Source organism: Streptomyces sp. NPDC005004 (assembly GCF_053600675.1).
Window position 1 is genome coordinate 228559 of the sequence record NZ_JBSGAH010000001.1, and the last position, 15895, is coordinate 244453.

Genomic DNA, 15895 nt, shown 5'->3' on the forward strand with positions numbered 1-15895 from the left:
GCGCGTGCCCGGTTCGTGGGGGAACCGGTAGGTATGTCGTTCTCGTCTACCGCCCTGGGCAAGCCCCCACACAGGACACTGGTACATGGTTCGGACAGGGCGCGCGGCGAGCGTGCGGCGCATGGAGGAGGCATCGGTGGCGGGCGAGTCCCCCGACAGGTCGAAGCAGGGAAACTCCGTCGGTTCGGCGGAGGGGGTGGATTCGGCCGAGTCCGAGGAGAGGTCCGCGGGGGCGGGGGCGAAGGGGGGCGCCAACTCCGTTGCGAGGGACGGTGAATCCGCCGAGAAGGCTGCCGCCGCGACGACCTCGGAGGGGCTCGCCTCCGGCGGCTCCGGGAGCGGTGGAGACAACGTTTCCGCGGACTTCGCGGACGCGGCCGAGAGCGGTTCCGCTTCGCGCGCCGATGACGCCTCCGAGCCGTCCGTGGCCGGCTCTCCCGAGGGCGGTCACGATGCCGCCGGCACGGGCGAGAGCGACGACAAGGAGCCCTCCGGCGCCGCCAAGCGCAACGGCTCCCCCTCCGGGGTCGCCGACGCCCCCAAGAGTCCCGCAGCGGACGCCTCTCGCGCGGCCAAGGACTCCCCCGGCGCGGGCGACGGTTCCGCTTCGGATGCCGCCGGTGTCGCCGAGAAGGGCGACAAGCCTGGGGGGACGCCTGACGCCGAGTCCGGCTCCGCCGAGGACACGTCCGCCGCTGCCGCCGAGTCGGGGTCCGGCGACAAGACCCCGGGCGCCACGTCGGCGCCGGAGTCCGACGCCGGGTCCGGCGACGCCGGACAGAAGCCCGGTGACGGCACCGGCCCCGCCGAGAAGTCCACCCCCGGCTCCGCCGGGCGGAAGGGCACGGGCGAATCGGCTCCCAGCACCAAGCTCGACGCCGAGTCGGCCCCGGAAGGGAAGAGCGCCTCCGACGACAAGGGCGCTCCCGGCTCCGAGGCGAGCTCCGCCGACACCTCCGACCGCGAGTCCGCCGCCGCCTCCGGGCAGGGACGGGCCGACAAGTCCGACGACACGTCCAGCACCAAGCCCGGCTCCGCCGCCAAGCCCGCCGGTAAGTCCGACGACACGTCCAGCACCAAGCCCGGCTCCGCCGCCAAGCCCGCCGGTAAGTCCGCCGGTAAGTCCGCCCCCGCCGACCGGGCCGAAGGCGACGCCGCCCCCGCGGACAAGGCCGACGACGAGTCCGGCTCCGCCGACAGCGCCGACCGCAAGGCCACCCCCGCCTCCGAGCAGGGACCGGCCGACGAGACCGAGGACACGTCCGCCCCCTCGGACAAGGGCGACGGCAAGTCCGGCTCCACCTCCAAGGCCGGCCCGGCCGACAAGGCCGACGACAAGTCCGGCGCCAAGCCCGGCTCCGCGGACAAGCCCGGCGGCAAGTCCGCCCCCGCCGACAAGCCCGGCGGCAAGCTCATCCCCGCTCCCACCTCCGCCCCCGCCGACAAGGCGACCCCCACCGATCAGCCCACCACCACCCTCCGCTCCCCCAAGCAACCGCAGCCGCCCAAGGACCAGCCGACCACCACGCTGCGGGCGCCGAAGGGCGTTGATCAGCCGACCACGATGCTGAAGGTCGGGGGGAAGGAGAAGGGCGACGAGAAGGAGGCCGAGAAGACCAGTCGGTTCGTCGCGCTCAAGGGGGACATAAGGACCGCCCCGGCGGAGGAGACGCGGACCGTGCCGCAGGTGGGGCCGGAGCGGACGACGCAGCAGCCGTTGCCGCCGAAGCCGCCGCTGGACCTGCTGGCGGAGCTGACGAACACGCCGCCCCCGCCGGAGACCCCGGTGCGGACGCTGGTGCGCAGGGTCAAGATCTGGACGCCGCTGGTGCTGCTGCTGGTGGTGATCCTGGGCGTCGCGCAGGCGCTGCGCCCGCTGCCCGCGCCCACGCTGGACCTGACCGCGAAGGACAGCTACACCTTCGAGGGCGGGAAGGTCGACGTGCCGTGGCCCACGGAGGGTCAGGCCGCGCTGGACGTCCAGGGCGTCGGCACGTTCGGCTCCTCCGGCTCGGACAAGCCCGTGCCGACCGCCAGTGTCGCCAAGGTGATGACCGCGTATCTGATCCTGCACGACCACCCGCTCAAGAGCGGCGCCGCCGGTCCGAAGATCGAGATCGACAAGACGGCCGAGTCGCAGTCGAAGGCGGGCCAGGAGTCGACGGTGGACGTCACCGCCGGTGACCGGATCACCCAGCGCGAGGCGCTTCAGGACATCCTGCTGGCGTCCGCGAACAACATCGCCCGTCTGCTCGCCCGCTGGGACGCCGGTTCCGTGGACGCGTTCGTCGCCAAGATGAACACGACCGCCAAGCGGCTCGGCATGAGCAACACCAAGTACACCGACCCCTCCGGCCTGACCGACTCCACGGTCAGCACCGCGCGGGACCAGGTGAAGCTGGCGAAGGCCGCGATGACGTACCCCGCGTTCCGCGAGGTCGCGGCGATGATGTCGTACACCGACTACAAGGGCACGTACCACTCGAACTGGAACCAGCTCGTCGGGCACAACAACGTCGTCGGCATCAAGACCGGCACCACCACCTCCGCCCTCGGCAACCTGGTGTTCGCCGCGAAGCGGGACGTCGACGGCGAGACCCGGATGATCATCGGCGCGGTGATGCGGCAGCCGGCGGGCGGCCCGGAGAACACCATCCTGAGCGCCGCCCTGGACCACAGCGACAAGCTGATCCGGGCCGCGCAGGGCGCCCTGAGGTCGGCGACGGTCCTGAAGAAGGGCACGGTCGTCGGATACGTGGACGACGGTCTCGGCGGCCGGACGCCCGTCGAGGTGACCGAGGACGTGAAGGCGACCGGCTGGGCGGGTCTGAAGGTGAAGCTCTCCTTCACCGGCGGCCCCGTCCCGCACACGGCGAAGGCCGGCACGAAGGTCGGTTCCCTGACCGTCGGTGACGGCTCGACTGGCGCCGTCAAGGTCCCCGTCGCGCTGCGTGACGACCTCGCGGAGCCCGGCCTCGGCAGCAAGCTGACGCGCCTGGGCTAGCCCCGCAGCCGCAGCGCACCGCCCCCACGCCGCGTCCCCGCCGCATGTGTTCCCGCCCGGGAGCCGTGCGGCGGGGTGCGTGCTAGCGTCACGAAACGGGGCAGGTCACCGGTCACGGGACAAGGCCGCAGCGGGACGAGGACCGGCCGGGAGCACGTACGGGACAGGTGGCCGGGAACAGCAGACGGGACACGGGGAGTGCCTTCAGGTGGCCACAGCCGAGCCGACACGCGCCGACCACACCGAGGGCGGAGGTCGCATGAGCCCTGAGCCCGGTACGGACGTCACGGGTACCGCCGGGCGGACGCCGGTCCCCGCCCGTCAGGACGCCACCGCCCCTGCCGCCTGGCGCCGTTGGCCCCGCGAGCACCCCGTCCTGTTCATCACCGCGCTCGCCGCGGTGCTGCACGTGATCTGGTTCTTCACCTCCGCCAACAGCGGCGGCGACCTCGCGGCGCAGGACGCCTGGGCGGAGTTCGTCGGCCGGCACCCGGACTCGGCGTACAACCTCGCCTGGTACGGCGGGATGCACCCGGTGTCGTACAGCGTGCTGTCGCCGTATCTGATGTCCGTGCTCGGCGTGCGGACGACGATGATGATCGCGGGGACGTTCTCCGCCGGGCTGCTGACGCTGATCCTGGTGCGCGGCCGGGCGGTGCGCGAGCCGCTGTGGCCCGCGCTGGCCGGGGTGTTCGCGCTGATGGGCAACGCCGCCTCGGGCCGGGTGACGTTCGGGCTCGGCACGATGTTCGCACTCGGCGCCGTTGCGGCGGTGTTCTGCTGGCCGTACCAGGGCCGGTACGCGAGCTGGGCGAAGGCGCTGGCGGCGGCCCCGCTGGCGCTGCTCGCCGGGGTGTTCGCGCTGCTTGCCGGGGCGGTGTCGGGCTGGGTGGCGTACGGCCTTGCAGCGCTGTTCGGGATCGGCGCGGTCGCGGTGCTGCTCTACTGGCCCTACGAGGGGCGCTACAAGCGCTGGGCGAAGGCGCTGGCCGCCGCCCCGCTGGCGGCGCTCGCCACGATGTCCTCGCCGGTGGCGGGGCTGTTCGTGGGGCTGGTGGCGGTCGCCCTGTTCCTCCAGAAGCGGCGCCCGGGCGCGTGGGCGCTGGGTCTCGCCCCGGCGGCCGTGGTGGCGCTGTCGGCGTGGCTGTTCCCGTTCTCCGGCACCCAGCCGATGACGTTCGGTTCGGTGATCATGCCGCTGCTGTACGGGCTGCTGTGTCTGGCGCTGGTGCCGCGCGCGTGGGTGACGGTGCGGCTGACGGCCGGGGTCTACAGCGTGGCCGTGGTGCTGGTGTGGCTGATCAGCTCGCAGATCGGCACGAACATCTCGCGTCTGCCGATGCTGTTCGCGGGCACGGCGCTGGTGGCCGCGCTGCCGTTCGCGGTGCCGCGCTCGCGCAAGTGGTACGCGCTGGTGCTGGCCGTCGCCGGGTTCGTGGGCTGGATCGGCTTCAAGTCGGTGGACGACGTGATCCACACGACCCCGGCGGCGTCCTGGGCACGTGAGCTGGCCCCGCTGGTGAACGAACTCCAGCAGGTGGGCGCGGAGAAGGGCCGGGTGGAGGTCGTCCCGGCCCGCTCGCACCGCGAGGCGTCCGCGCTGGCGCCGTACGTGAACCTGGCGCGCGGCTGGAACCGTCAGGCCGACATGGAGCGCAACCCGCTCTTCTACGACGACACCCTCAACTCGGCCAACTACCACGAGTGGCTGCAGCGCTGGGCCGTGCACTACGTGGTGCTGCCCAAGGCGGACGACCCGGACGGCGACGGCGGGGAGCGCGAGCGGGAGCTGGTGCTGCGCGGGATGCCGTATCTGAAGCAGGTGTGGGGGAACGCGGACTGGCAGTTGTTCCGGGTCACGGACCCGGTGCCGCTGGCCGAGCCGAACGCGGTGGTGCTGCGCGCCGAGCAGGGCGAGATGACCCTGCGGGTGAGCCGGGCGGGCCGCGTCCTGATCCGCATTCCGTACTCGCCGTGGCTGAGCGTGGTGGACGAGCACGGCAAGCCGCTCAAGCCCCCGCAGGAGACGGAGGCGTCCAGGAAGCGGGCGGACGGCGTGCCGAAGACGTACGTCAACGTCAGCGGCTGTCTGGCGGAGACCCCGCAGGACGCGGAGGGCGACGCGTGGACGGTGCTGCTGGCGCCGAGGGCGGGGACGTACCACCTGGCGGCGCCGTACCAGTTGCCGCGCGGGACGCCGTGTCCGCAGGAGCTGAAGGACGCCAAGGGGTGAGTTCCGGCCGTACCTCGGCTCACATCGGCTCACACCTGTGAACGCGTGAGCAAAGCGTTCACACCTGACCGGGATTGGTCTCGCGAGGCCGGTTTGCGCGGCTGATCGGACCGTTCACGGTCCATTACAGTGCTGCCCGTCGGCCGGACGCGAGGTGCCGTGAGGGGGTCTGCATGGGTGCGACGAGCGGCGCCGTCTGGGGTCGCACCGAACAGCAGGACTTCCGCAGCCGGGTGCGCGGCACCCTGCTGGGCATCGCGCTCGGGGACACTCTCGGCGCGCCCGTGGACGTGCTCGGGCTTGACGAGATCCGGTCGGCGTACGGCGCCGAGGGCGTGCTCGACCTGGGCTTCGCACACGGGCGGCGCGGCGCGGTCACCCACCACACCCAGCTCACCCTGTTCACGGTGGACGGCCTGATCCGGGCACAGGTCCGCCGGGACACCGGCGCCTGGCATCCGCCGACCGATCTGCACCGGGCGTACCTGCGCTGGCGGGCGACCCAGCGGGACTGGGGGCCCGACGAGCGGCGCAAGGAGGACGGCTGGCTGGCGCGCGAGGAGTGGCTGTACGCCCGCCGGGAGCCGCCGAGGTCGCTGCTGAGCGGGCTCGGCGACGAGGTGATGGGCACCCTGGAGCGGCCGAAGAACCCCGGTGAGCTGGGGCCCGAGGCGGTGGCGCGCTCGGGTCCCTTCGGGCTCCTGGTGGGCTGGGAGCCGCAGTTGGTGGCGCAGTTGTCCGTCGAGTGCGCGGCGCAGACCCACGGGCACCCCGTCGCGTGTCTGGCGGCGGGGGCGTACGCGGTGATCGTGCACGCCCTCGCGCGCGGTGAGGATCTGGACGCGGCCGTGTGGAGCGCGGTGGCGCTGCTGTCGGCGCGGCCGGGCCACCAGCCGGTCGTGGAGGCGCTCCAGCACGCCGTGAACGCGGTGCGGCTGGGTCCGCCGAACCCCGTCCGGGTGGAGGAGCTGGCGGGCGACGGCACCGCGGACGGCCTGCTCGCGGCGGCGGTCTACTGCGCGCTGGCCGCTGACGACGTACGCCTCGGCCTGTGCCTGGCGGTGAACCAGTCCGGTCCCTCCGCCGCCGCCGGGGCCCTCACCGGGGGCCTGCTCGGCGCCCTGCACGGCGAGACGGCCCTGCCCCCGGCGTGGCTCGCCGAGCTGGAGGGCCGCCCCACGATCCTGGAACTGGCCGACGACTTCGCCATGGAGATGACCCAGGGTCCGGCCCTGCACAGCCCCGCGGGTTCGGCGCCGGGGTGGCTGGCGCGCTATCCGCGCGCCTGACCGTCCGCGCCCGGCTATCCGCGCGCCTGAGCCGCCGGGGCGGGTACGGTCGCCTCCGTGCCGTCGCCGTCGGTGTTGATCCGCTCGATGACCGCGACCCGCTCGGGGGTGTCCTCGGGCTTGATCAGACCGATGACGACGTAGAGCACCAGGGAGACGGCGAGCGGCACCGAGACCTGGTACTGGAGCGGGACGCCGCCCTGGACGTGCCAACTGATCGGGTAGTTGACCAGCCAGAAGGCGAGCAGTCCGGCGGCCCAGCTGGTGAGCGCGGCGGTCGGGCCCGAGCGGCGGAACGGGCGCAGCAGGCCCAGCATCATGGGGATGGCGATGGGGCCCATGAGCCCGGCGACCCACTTGATGACGACCGTGATGATGTCTTTCAGGGCGGGCGAGTCCACCTGGGTCGCGACCGCCATCGACAGGCCGAGGAAGACGACGGTGGTCACCCGGGCCGCGAGGAGTCCCACCCGCTCGCCCCAGTCCCGCGCCCGCCGCCACAGCACGGGCACCACGTCGCGGGTGAACACGGCGGCGACGGCGTTGGCGTCGGAGGAGCACATGGCCATGGTGTGCGAGAAGAAGCCGACGACCACGAGCCCCAGCAGACCGTGGGGCAGGAGCTGTTCGGTCATCAGGGCGTAGGAGTCGGAGCCGTCGGGCTTCTGGGCCGTCACCAGGAGCGGGGCGAGCCACATCGGCAGGAACAGCACCAGGGGCCACACCAGCCACAGCAGCGCGGAGAGCCGGGCCGAGCGCTCGGCCTCGCGGGCGGAGGCGGTGGCCATGTAGCGCTGGGCCTGGTTGAGCATGCCGCCGTTGTACTCGAAGAGCTTGATGAACAGGAACGCCAGCAGGAAGACGGTGCCGTAGGGGCCCGCGAGCGGCTGGGTGTGGCCGTGCAGGGCGGGCCGGTCCCAGGCGTCGAGCAGACCGATGTGCCGGTCTCCCAGCTTCACCGCGACGGCGACGAGCATCGCGATCCCGGCGAGCAACTGGATGACGAACTGGCCGAGTTCGGTGAGCGCGTCCGCCCACAGGCCGCCGATGGTGCAGTAGACGGCGGTGATCGCGCCCGTGATGAGGATGCCCTGGTTCAGGGAGAGGCCGGTGAACACCGAGAGCAGGGTGGCGATGGCGGCCCACTTGGCGCCCACGTCCACGATCTTCAGCAGCATCCCGGACCAGGCCAGCGCCTGCTGGGTGCGCAGGTCGTAGCGGTTCTTCAGGTACTCCAGCGGGGATGCCACACGCAGCCGGGAGCGCAGGCGGTTGACGCGGGGCGCGAAGAGCCGGGAGCCGATGGCGATGCCGAGCGCGATGGGCAGCGCCCAGGTGACGTAGGAGGTGACGCCGTAGACGTAGGCGATACCCGCGTACCCGGTGAACATCACCGCGCTGTAGCCCGACATGTGGTGCGAGATGCCGGACAGCCACCAGGGCATCCGGCCGCCGGCGGTGAAGAAGTCGCCCACGTCGTCCACGCGGCGGTGCGACCAGACGCCGATGGCGACCATCACGCCGAAGTAGCCGATCAGCACGGCCCAGTCGAGACCGTTCATGTCTCACCCTCCAGCGTCCGCAGCCGTGTTCGGCAGTCTGGGATGTGAACTCCGGCTACGACCATGGGGGTTGAGGCGGGGAGGCGTCGAGTCACAGGCAGGTAAAATCGTTCGCCTGGGTGACTGGCGTTCAGATGTGTGAACTCGATCGGGGTGCGGTCAACGGGGGCGCGCCCAGTCGGGCACCCAGGTGCCGGGCGCGTCGTGGCCGGGCGTCGCTCCCGCGAGGTAGGCGCGCAGGGCGGTCAGGGCCGGGTGCGGGTTGTCCCGGTGCCAGAGGAGGGAGTGCGGGTAGACGGGGGTCGGGTCGGTGACCGGGATGCGGCGCAGACCGTGGGCGGCGGGCCAGACGAGGCGGGTGGGCTCGCCCATGAAGGTGGCCAGGGCGGGGGTGTCGGCGATGGTGTCGAGGAGGGCGTCGGAGCCGAAGTTGGGGCCGGTGACCTCGATGGTGAGGCCGAACTCGGCGACGAGGTCGTCGTAGTAGGCGGCCCACTCGGTGCCGGGGGCGATGCCGGGCATCCAGATCCGGTGCCCGACGAGCTGGGCGAGGGTGACGGACCGGGCGCCCGCCAGTGCGTGGGCAGGGCCGGTGAGGAGCTGGAGCGGCTCGTCGAGCACGCGGACGGACGCGATGTCCTCCGGCAGGGGCCGGCCGGGCGCGGCGACGGCGCGGAAGGACGCGTCGATCGCGCCGGAGCGGATGGCGGCGACGGCCGTCTCGATGTCGAACAGCGTCATCACGTCGAGGTCGATCTCGGGGTGTGCGCGGTGGAAACCGCGCATCAGGCCCGACTGCGCGCTGCGCGAGGTGAGCACGTCGACGCGCAGCGGACGGCTCCCCCGGTGCACGGAGGCCACCGCCCGCCCGGCCACGCGCAGCAGCTCGCGCGCGTGCGGCAGGAACGCTTGGCCGTCGATGGTCAGCTCGGCGCCGCGCGGGGTGCGGGTGAACAGCCTTACCCCCAGGACGCGTTCCAGCGCGGCGATCCTCTTGGACACGGCCTGCTGGGTGACCGCGAGTTCGGCGGCGGCATCCCGGAACCGCCCGGCGTCGGCGACGGCGACGAAGGTGCGCACGGTGTCGAGGTCCATACGGCCAGGTTAGGACGACAACCGCTGGTTGTGCCGGGCGGCTCCGCGGTTGTTTGATCCCAGGCCGGCGGGGCCGCTTTGATGCCTGTGGTCGCGGATCGGTTGTGGAGGCGGGTGACGGGCATGAGGAGCGGGCGCGGGCTCGGGCGGGCCTTCGGGTGGCTCTGGGGGGCGTACGGGACGAGCGCGCTCGGCACCTGGCTCGCCTTCGGCGCGTTCCCGCTGATCGCCGTCCAGGTGCTGCACGCGGGCCCGGCGGAGGTGGCCGCGCTGTCCTCGGCGGGGGCGGCGGTGGGCGCGGCGGTGGCGGTGCCGCTCGGGCCGTGGGTGGAGTTCCGGCACAAGCGGCCGGTGCTGATCGCGATGGACCTGGTGCGGTGCGCGGCGCTGCTGACGATCCCGGCCGCGTACGCGCTCGGCGCGCTGACCTTCGTCCAGTTGCTGCTGGTCTCGGTGGTGGTCGCGGCGGCGGACATCACCTTCCGGGCGGCTTCCGGGGCGTACCTCAAGACGCTGCTGCCGCCCGGGGACCTGCTCGCCGCCAACGCCCGCTTCGAGTCGACGGCCTGGACGACGACGATCGTCGGGCCGCCGCTGGGCGGCGCGGCGATCGGGCTGCTGGGACCGGTGGCGACGGTGGTGGCGGACGCGGTGAGCTACCTGCTCTCGGCGCTGGGGCTGCGCGCGATCGGGGGCGGGGAGGCGCGGCCCGCCCCCGGTCGCCAGGTGAGCGCGCGGCTGCGCCCCGGTGACCTGGCGGCCGGCTGGCGGTACATCCTGGCGGACCCCACCCTGCGCCCGCTGTTCCTCAACGCATCCTTGTTCAACGGCCTGTTGATGGCGACCGAACCGCTGCTCGCGGTCCTGATGCTCGGGCGTCTCGGGTTCGCGCCGTGGCAGTACGGCCTGGCCTTCGCGGCGCCGTCGCTGGGCGGACTGCTGGGCTCACGGCTGGCCCGCCCGCTGGTGGCGCGGTACGGACAGGACCGGGTTCTGCGCGCGACGGGGACCCTGCGGGCGGTGTGGCCCCTCGGCCTCGCCTTCGTGGGCCCCGGCACGGGCGGGCTGCTGCTGGTGATGGGGGTCGAGCTGGGGCTCATCTTCTGCTGCGGGGTCTTCAACCCGGTGAGCGCGGCCTGCCGCCTGGAGCGGACCCGCGCGGACCGGGTCACCCGTGTGCTGTCCGCCTGGACGGTGACGACGAAGGCCACGACGGCCCTGCTGACGGCCGTGTGGGGCGTCCTGGGCACGCTGCTCGGACCGCGTACGGCCATCGGGCTGGCGGGGCTGCTTCTGCTGGCGACGCCGCTGCTGCTGCCCCGCCGTACGGCGGAGGTGCCGGCCGAGTCCGAGGCGGCCCCGGCTCACGCCTGAGGCGACCGCCGCTCCGGCAACTGGTTGACGACCAGCGCGACTCCGCTCACCAGGACGATCCGGGTCGCGGCGTCCAGACCGTTCCACGCCTTCGACTGCCACATGGCGAACCACTCCCCGCCGATGGCGATGAACCCGGCGCCGAAGAGGAGTATCAGCATCAGCAGGCCGTAGGTGGAGACCCGGCGGGCCCGCTCGGCGTCCCGCCGCGCCCACAGCCAGGTGCCCCGGACCAGCACGACGGCCGCGACCGTCTCCCACGCGATGATCGCCACGTACGCGGTGTCCTGAAGCGCGGTGCTGGTGATCGCCCGCCACATCAGGGCGTCGTCCTTGAACGTCGTGTCCATCGCCAGCACATGCCGGACGTACTGCTGGTTCGACCCGAAGTCGGTGATGTTCCCGAGGGCGACGAGGGCGATGTACAGCGCGAGCACGCCCGTGAACACGCCCGCGGCCAGGGAGAGACCGGTGCGGGGCGTGGTCGGGGTGGGGGCGCTGATGTCGGTGGGAGTGGTGGTCATGGCTGAATTCTCCCTGGAATGAAGGGAGTTATGCCGCACGCATCGCGCCAGAATGCGGGGGCGGAGGCAGGGTCACGCCCGGAAAACAGTAGCCATGGACATAGTAGCCATGTACCGTATCTCGCATGAGCAAGGGTTCACCGCCGGGCCCCACGCCCGGATTCCTGGTATGGCGGCTCGCCAACAAGTGGCGGGTCGCGGTCGATCGCGCGGTGGCTCCGCTGGGGCTCACCCACGCGCAGTACTCCCTGGTCGCGTCGCTCCACGGGATGCAGCGCACCGGCGAGCGGCCCAGTCAGCGCCGGCTCGCGGACCACACCGGTCTGGAGGCGCTGTACGTCTCGAAGCTGGCGCGCGCCCTGGAGTCGGCGGGGCTGATCGAGCGGACTCGCGATCCCCGCGACCCGCGCGCCGTCCAGCTCGCCCTCACCGAGCGGGGCCAGGAGGTCACACGGCGGGCCATCGCGGTGGTCCAGGAACTGCACCAGCAGTTGCTGGAACCCCTCGGCGGACCCGGCGCCCCGCGCACCCGCGCGTTCACCGACGAGCTGACGACCCTGCTCGACGCACCTCTCGCTCCCCCCGTCCCGCACGACCAGAGCACCTAGAGGAGAACATCATGGCCACCACCGCACCTCTCGCCGACGCCCGCGTTCTCGCCCTCGCGCACTACGCCGCCCGAGGCGTCCTGGAGCACGTCCTGGCGCGGCATGGCGTCACGTTCCAGCAGCAGGTCGTCCTGCGCACCGCGATCACCGCCGAGGTGCCGCAGACGCCGGACGAACTCGTCGCCCAGGTCCAGGGGCTCCTCAAGGCCGATCCGGCGGACATTCGCGCGACCGTCGACGATCTGCTGGCCGAGCGGCTGCTGGCCGAGGACGGTACGCGCCTGCGCCCCACGGACGAGGGGCGCGAACTGCTCGCCGCCGTCGGCGCGGAGACCGCGCCCGTCTCCGCCCGCGTCTGGGGCGGCATCCCCGCCGAGGACCTGGCCACCGCCGGCCGCGTCCTCGCCCTGGTCACCGAGCGCGCCAACGCGGAGCTGGCGGCACTGGACGCCTGACCTCCGGTCCGGTCACCGGACGTCCTGGAAGGTGAAGGCGTGCGGGGTGGGGCCGTGGGTGTGGAGGTGTTCCAGGCGGGAGACGCCGTCCTGCCAGATGGGGGTCGCGGCGTCGGGGACCCACCAGAGCACGTGGGTCGGGTGGCCCGTCCGCTCGAACCAGTCGTAACGCCTGCGCAGCGCCTCGCGGTGCAGGCCGGTGTAGACGGCGTCGAAGGCGGGGCGCGGGCCGGTCCAGAGGGAGAGGGTCGCGGCCAGGGCGGTGGTGTCCGGCGTACGGCCCTTGTCGTACCAGACAGGTACGGCGAACTCACCCCACGCACCCCAGTCCGCCCCGAAGAGCACGCCCTGGGCACCGTCCGCCGCCTCCGCGTGCCCGAGGTAGCCGGGGTGTCCGCTGATCTGCGGGTAGACGGCCGCGCCGACGCCGTAGAACTCGCGCGTGAGGGGTGTGGGGTCGGCGAGAGGGGACTTCAGGACGCCGAAGGTGTACAGCGCGAGACGGGTCATGCGGCTCTCCCTTGGCCGGGGGCGACCGTGGGAGATCGCCGAAGACCCGGTGAAGGTAGCGGCCTGCGCGGGCCCTGTCGATATTGCGTTTTTCCTCTTCCCGTGGCCTTCCGCCAGGGGCCGGGCGGCGAGTGCCGCGCACGGAAACCGTGTGGCTGCCGGGGGCGCGAGGTCGGTATCGTCCGGGCTCCCGCCCCCGCCGCCCACGCGGCCCGTACCCGGAGTGCGACACCGATGACCAGCCGGCCGACGACGACCCTGTGGCGCCCCACCGGCCCCGAAGAGCTGGAGTTGGTACGGGAGTCGGACTGGCGTGCCTGGCCGCCCCGGCTGCCGGAGCAGCCGATCTTCTACCCGGTCCTCAACGAGGACTACGCGGTGCGGATCGCGCGGGACTGGAACGTGAAGCACGACGGCGCCGGCTTCGTCACGCGTTTCGAGGTCGAGTCGGACTTCGTGAGCCGGTATCCCGTCCAGCGGGCCGGCGGGGAGACGATCCTAGAACTCTGGGTTCCCGCCGAGGAGTTGGACGACTTCAACGCCCATATCGTCGGCGAGATCCAGGTGGTCCACGAGTTCCGCTGAGCGGTCAGGCCCGTGCGCGGGCGGGCACCTCGCGGGCGAGGGCGATCGCGACGCCGGCGAGGAGCGTTCCGGTGATCCGGCGTTGCAACTTGGCCCAGGTCGGGCGGCTCTTGAGCAGGGCGGCGACGGATCCGGCCGCGAGCACGATCAGCGCGTGCACGGTGAGGCCCACCACGATCTGTACGGTGCCGAGAGCGAACCCCTGGGCCGTGGTGTGGCCGCGAGCGGGATCGATGAACTGCGGGATCAGCGCGAGGTACAGGACGGCGACCTTCGGGTTGAGCAGGTTGGTGACCAGCCCCATCCGCACCAGCTTCCCGTACGAGTCGCGCTGGAGGCCGCGTGGCTCGAACAGCCCGTGACCTCCCTGCCTGAGCGCCTGCCAGGCCAGAAAAGCGAGGTAGGCGGCGCCTACCGCCTTGAAGCCGATGTACAGCCACGGGACGGCGACGAAGACCACCGCAAGGCCCACGTTGGCCAGGGTCATGTACACGAGGAAGCCCACCGCGGTCCCGATCAGCGAGACCAACCCGGCCACGCGGCCCTGACCGACGCTCCGGGACACCAGGTACATCATGTTCGGTCCCGGCGTCAGTGCCATGCCCAGCTCGACCAGGGCCATTCCGCCGGCCGCCGCCATGGAGATCACCACGCGCGCCACCCTGCCACGGCTTGGCGGGCGGCTCCCGCCTTCACTTCTTCTCCCCGAACGCCTGGGCCACGGCAAGGCTGTCCTCGTAGACATGGTGCCGGGTGACGAGCCCGTTCTCGACCGTGAGGTGCAGGGCGAAGCGGGCCCGGTAGGGACGCCCCGTGGCGCGCGCCGTCTGGCGGATCTCGCCGAGTACGACCGCGTCGTCGCCGTCGACGAGGACGCGCCCGATCTCGGTGGCGGCCGCGCCCGGCACGTGGTGTTCGGTGAGTTCGCGGACGTGGGCGGCGGCGTCGGCGCGGGTGTGACGGGGGCGGATCCAGGGGGTGGCGGTGCGGCCGTGTTCGGACTCCGGCCAGTTCAGTCTCCAGTCGACCTGCTCGGCGTACAGCTCGGCGACGCGGTCCGGGTCGCCCTCGCCGATGCGGCGCAGCAGCTCTTCCACCACGGCGCGGGTGGCCTGGGGCCGGGCTGGGGTCACGTTCGCCCTCCTGGATGAGGTTCCGGTCAGTCGGTGAGGGGCCGGCCGACGACCTGGTCGAGCCGGAGGTCGCGCAGGACGGCTCGGTCCAGTCTGGTGCCGGTGATGTCGGTCAGGCCGTGGGACGGGGTGCCGGTGAGGACCCGGCCGAAGTGCGCCCCGGTCAGGTCCGCCGCCCGCAGGTCGGCGCCGGTCAGATCGCACCCCGCGAAGGAGACCCCGCGCAGAGAGGCGCCGCTCAGGTCCGCCCCGCGCAAGTCGCACAGCTTGAAGCCGCACCCGTCCAGCGTGGCGTGCCGCAGGTCGGCCCCGCGGAACGAGCACCGCGTGAACCGCAGCTCCCGCAGGGACACCGAGGCGAGGTCCTCACCGTCGAAACGCTCCCCGCGCAGAGCCTCGTACCTGCGACAGGAGGCGAGCTGTTCCTTCGCCGTCCTCACTCCTCCGCCCATGACCGACATCATGTCAGCCCGACGGGGCGTCCGTCGTGGGCATTTCACCGGCCCCCGGTCGTCCGCCCCTAGGCAGAGCGGGCGGCGAAGCGGAGGAAGTCGGTCCAGGCGGTGGCGGGGACGGCGAGGTGGGCGCCGTGCTTGTTCTTCGAGTCGCGGATGTGGATGGTGGCGGGGGCGAGGGCGACTTCGACGCAGGCCGAGTCGTCGTTTCCGCTGTAACTGCTCTTGACCCACTTCAGGGTTGAATCCATGTCTCTTCTTCCAGCACCTTTGCGATGAAGGTCAGTGACTCCGGGGGCGTGAGGGCTTGGGCTCGGATCATGCCATAGCGCATGTCCAGGGTTTGGACCTCATGGGGATCGCTGATCACTCGGTCGTAGAGCTGGCCGGTGGTCTGCCCGAGCGACTTGCCGCTGCGGAGCTTCAACACCCGGAACTGACCATTCATGCCCGCGTGGTCCTCGCAGGCCGTGGGCATCACCTGAATTGACACGTGCCGCAACTGGCTCATCTCCAACAGGTGTTCAAGTTGCTCCCGTAGAACTGCCCTGCCTCCGACCGGACGCCGAAGCGTCACCTCCTCCAGCACGAAAGTGAGGAGAGGACGTGGCACCCGCTCGAAGACCGACTTTCGCGCCATGCGTGCCGCTACGAAGCGGTCGATCTCCTCCTCGGTGTACGCGGGGCGACGCATCTCGTAAAGGGCCTTCGCGTACGCGGGCGTCTGCAGGAGGCCGTCGATGTGCAGAGCCATGTACGCCCCCATCTCCGTGGACTCGTCCTCCAGCTTCTTCAGGTCCCGTACGTTCTTCGGGTACCTCGCCCTCTCCACGTCCGCCTTCATCGCCGCCAACTTGCCACCGGCGCGCACCACTTCATCAGCCCGGTCCAAGAAGTCCGGCTTCGGCACGCGCCGTCCCCGCTCCACGGACGCCACCATCTCCCCGCTGTACCCGATCGCCGCACCCAGCTCCGGCTGGGTGAGCCCCGCCGCTTCCCGCCACGCCCTGATCTGCCGTCCGACCGCACGCAGTACGGCCTCGGCCTCCTCGTCCTCCACCCGGCACC

The 15895-nt window shown here is 72.2% G+C and carries 16 protein-coding genes; 7 read left to right on the top strand and 9 right to left on the bottom strand.

Features of this window, described 5'->3' with window-relative positions; all coding sequences use genetic code 11:
• Positions 1–121: 121 nt before the first annotated feature.
• The 3 genes from ACWEEU_RS01045 to ACWEEU_RS01055 all read left to right on the top strand — a co-directional run bounded on the left by ACWEEU_RS01045 (position 122) and on the right by ACWEEU_RS01055 (position 6526).
• Positions 122–3004 (top strand): D-alanyl-D-alanine carboxypeptidase, encoded by a 2883-nt coding sequence (locus tag ACWEEU_RS01045; protein WP_451727123.1) that lies wholly within the window; start codon positions 122–124, stop codon positions 3002–3004.
• Positions 3005–3263: 259 nt separating this feature from the next.
• On the top strand, positions 3264–5237 hold the full coding sequence (locus ACWEEU_RS01050) for an MFS transporter (protein WP_451727126.1): 1974 nt from the start codon (positions 3264–3266) through the stop codon (positions 5235–5237).
• 173 nt (positions 5238–5410) lie between these two features.
• Positions 5411–6526: an ADP-ribosylglycohydrolase family protein gene (locus tag ACWEEU_RS01055; protein ID WP_361111603.1), complete on the top strand. Its 1116-nt coding sequence runs from the start codon at positions 5411–5413 to the stop codon at positions 6524–6526.
• Between the two features lie 14 nt (positions 6527–6540).
• Here the strand turns inward: ACWEEU_RS01055 and ACWEEU_RS01060 are convergent, their stop codons facing one another.
• Entirely contained in the window at positions 6541–8088 is a 1548-nt protein-coding gene (locus ACWEEU_RS01060; protein WP_385745852.1) for a sodium:solute symporter family protein, read from the bottom strand.
• A 159-nt stretch (positions 8089–8247) separates the two neighbouring features.
• The gene (locus tag ACWEEU_RS01065; RefSeq protein ID WP_451727131.1) at positions 8248–9183 is read right to left on the bottom strand and encodes a LysR family transcriptional regulator; all 936 of its coding nucleotides are present in this window, start codon (positions 9181–9183) and stop codon (positions 8248–8250) included.
• 123 nt (positions 9184–9306) lie between these two features.
• Here ACWEEU_RS01065 and ACWEEU_RS01070 point away from each other — a divergent pair, with 123 nt between their 5' ends.
• On the top strand, positions 9307–10557 hold the full coding sequence (locus tag ACWEEU_RS01070) for an MFS transporter (protein WP_451727134.1): 1251 nt from the start codon (positions 9307–9309) through the stop codon (positions 10555–10557).
• On the opposite strand, the gene ACWEEU_RS01075 is transcribed toward ACWEEU_RS01070, so the two are convergent.
• On the bottom strand, positions 10548–11081 hold the full coding sequence (locus ACWEEU_RS01075) for a DUF2165 domain-containing protein (RefSeq protein ID WP_385745846.1): 534 nt from the start codon (positions 11079–11081) through the stop codon (positions 10548–10550). The genes ACWEEU_RS01070 and ACWEEU_RS01075 overlap by 10 nt on opposite strands.
• A 125-nt stretch (positions 11082–11206) precedes the next feature.
• On the opposite strand from ACWEEU_RS01075, the gene ACWEEU_RS01080 reads away from it, so the two are divergent.
• A complete protein-coding gene (locus ACWEEU_RS01080; RefSeq protein WP_385745844.1) occupies positions 11207–11689 on the top strand; it encodes a MarR family winged helix-turn-helix transcriptional regulator in 483 nt (160 codons plus the stop codon).
• Positions 11690–11700: 11 nt separating this feature from the next.
• Positions 11701–12144: a MarR family transcriptional regulator gene (locus tag ACWEEU_RS01085; protein ID WP_385745842.1), complete on the top strand. Its 444-nt coding sequence runs from the start codon at positions 11701–11703 to the stop codon at positions 12142–12144.
• A gap of 12 nt (positions 12145–12156) precedes the next feature.
• Here ACWEEU_RS01085 and ACWEEU_RS01090 read toward each other — a convergent pair whose 3' ends face one another.
• On the bottom strand, positions 12157–12654 hold the full coding sequence (locus ACWEEU_RS01090; RefSeq protein WP_451727139.1) for a DUF3291 domain-containing protein: 498 nt from the start codon (positions 12652–12654) through the stop codon (positions 12157–12159).
• A 234-nt stretch (positions 12655–12888) separates the two neighbouring features.
• Between ACWEEU_RS01090 and ACWEEU_RS01095 the strand changes: the two genes are divergently transcribed.
• Positions 12889–13239 (top strand): hypothetical protein, encoded by a 351-nt coding sequence (locus tag ACWEEU_RS01095; protein ID WP_451727142.1) that lies wholly within the window; start codon positions 12889–12891, stop codon positions 13237–13239.
• 4 nt (positions 13240–13243) lie between these two features.
• On the opposite strand, the gene ACWEEU_RS01100 is transcribed toward ACWEEU_RS01095, so the two are convergent.
• The 5 genes from ACWEEU_RS01100 to ACWEEU_RS01120 all read right to left on the bottom strand — a co-directional run bounded on the left by ACWEEU_RS01100 (position 13244) and on the right by ACWEEU_RS01120 (position 15887).
• Positions 13244–13888 carry a LysE family translocator gene (locus tag ACWEEU_RS01100; RefSeq protein WP_451727579.1) on the bottom strand — a complete coding sequence of 215 codons (645 nt, stop codon included), beginning with the start codon at positions 13886–13888 and terminating at the stop codon, positions 13244–13246.
• A 43-nt stretch (positions 13889–13931) separates the two neighbouring features.
• Complete coding sequence (locus ACWEEU_RS01105) at positions 13932–14372, bottom strand: nuclear transport factor 2 family protein (protein WP_385745837.1); 441 nt, start codon at positions 14370–14372, stop codon at positions 13932–13934.
• A 26-nt stretch (positions 14373–14398) separates the two neighbouring features.
• On the bottom strand, positions 14399–14824 hold the full coding sequence (locus ACWEEU_RS01110; protein WP_451727145.1) for a pentapeptide repeat-containing protein: 426 nt from the start codon (positions 14822–14824) through the stop codon (positions 14399–14401).
• A gap of 68 nt (positions 14825–14892) precedes the next feature.
• Entirely contained in the window at positions 14893–15078 is a 186-nt protein-coding gene (locus tag ACWEEU_RS01115; RefSeq protein ID WP_451727148.1) for a DUF397 domain-containing protein, read from the bottom strand.
• Positions 15063–15887 carry a helix-turn-helix domain-containing protein gene (locus ACWEEU_RS01120; protein ID WP_451727151.1) on the bottom strand — a complete coding sequence of 275 codons (825 nt, stop codon included), beginning with the start codon at positions 15885–15887 and terminating at the stop codon, positions 15063–15065. The genes ACWEEU_RS01115 and ACWEEU_RS01120 overlap by 16 nt, the downstream gene beginning before the upstream one ends.
• Positions 15888–15895 lie beyond the last annotated feature (8 nt).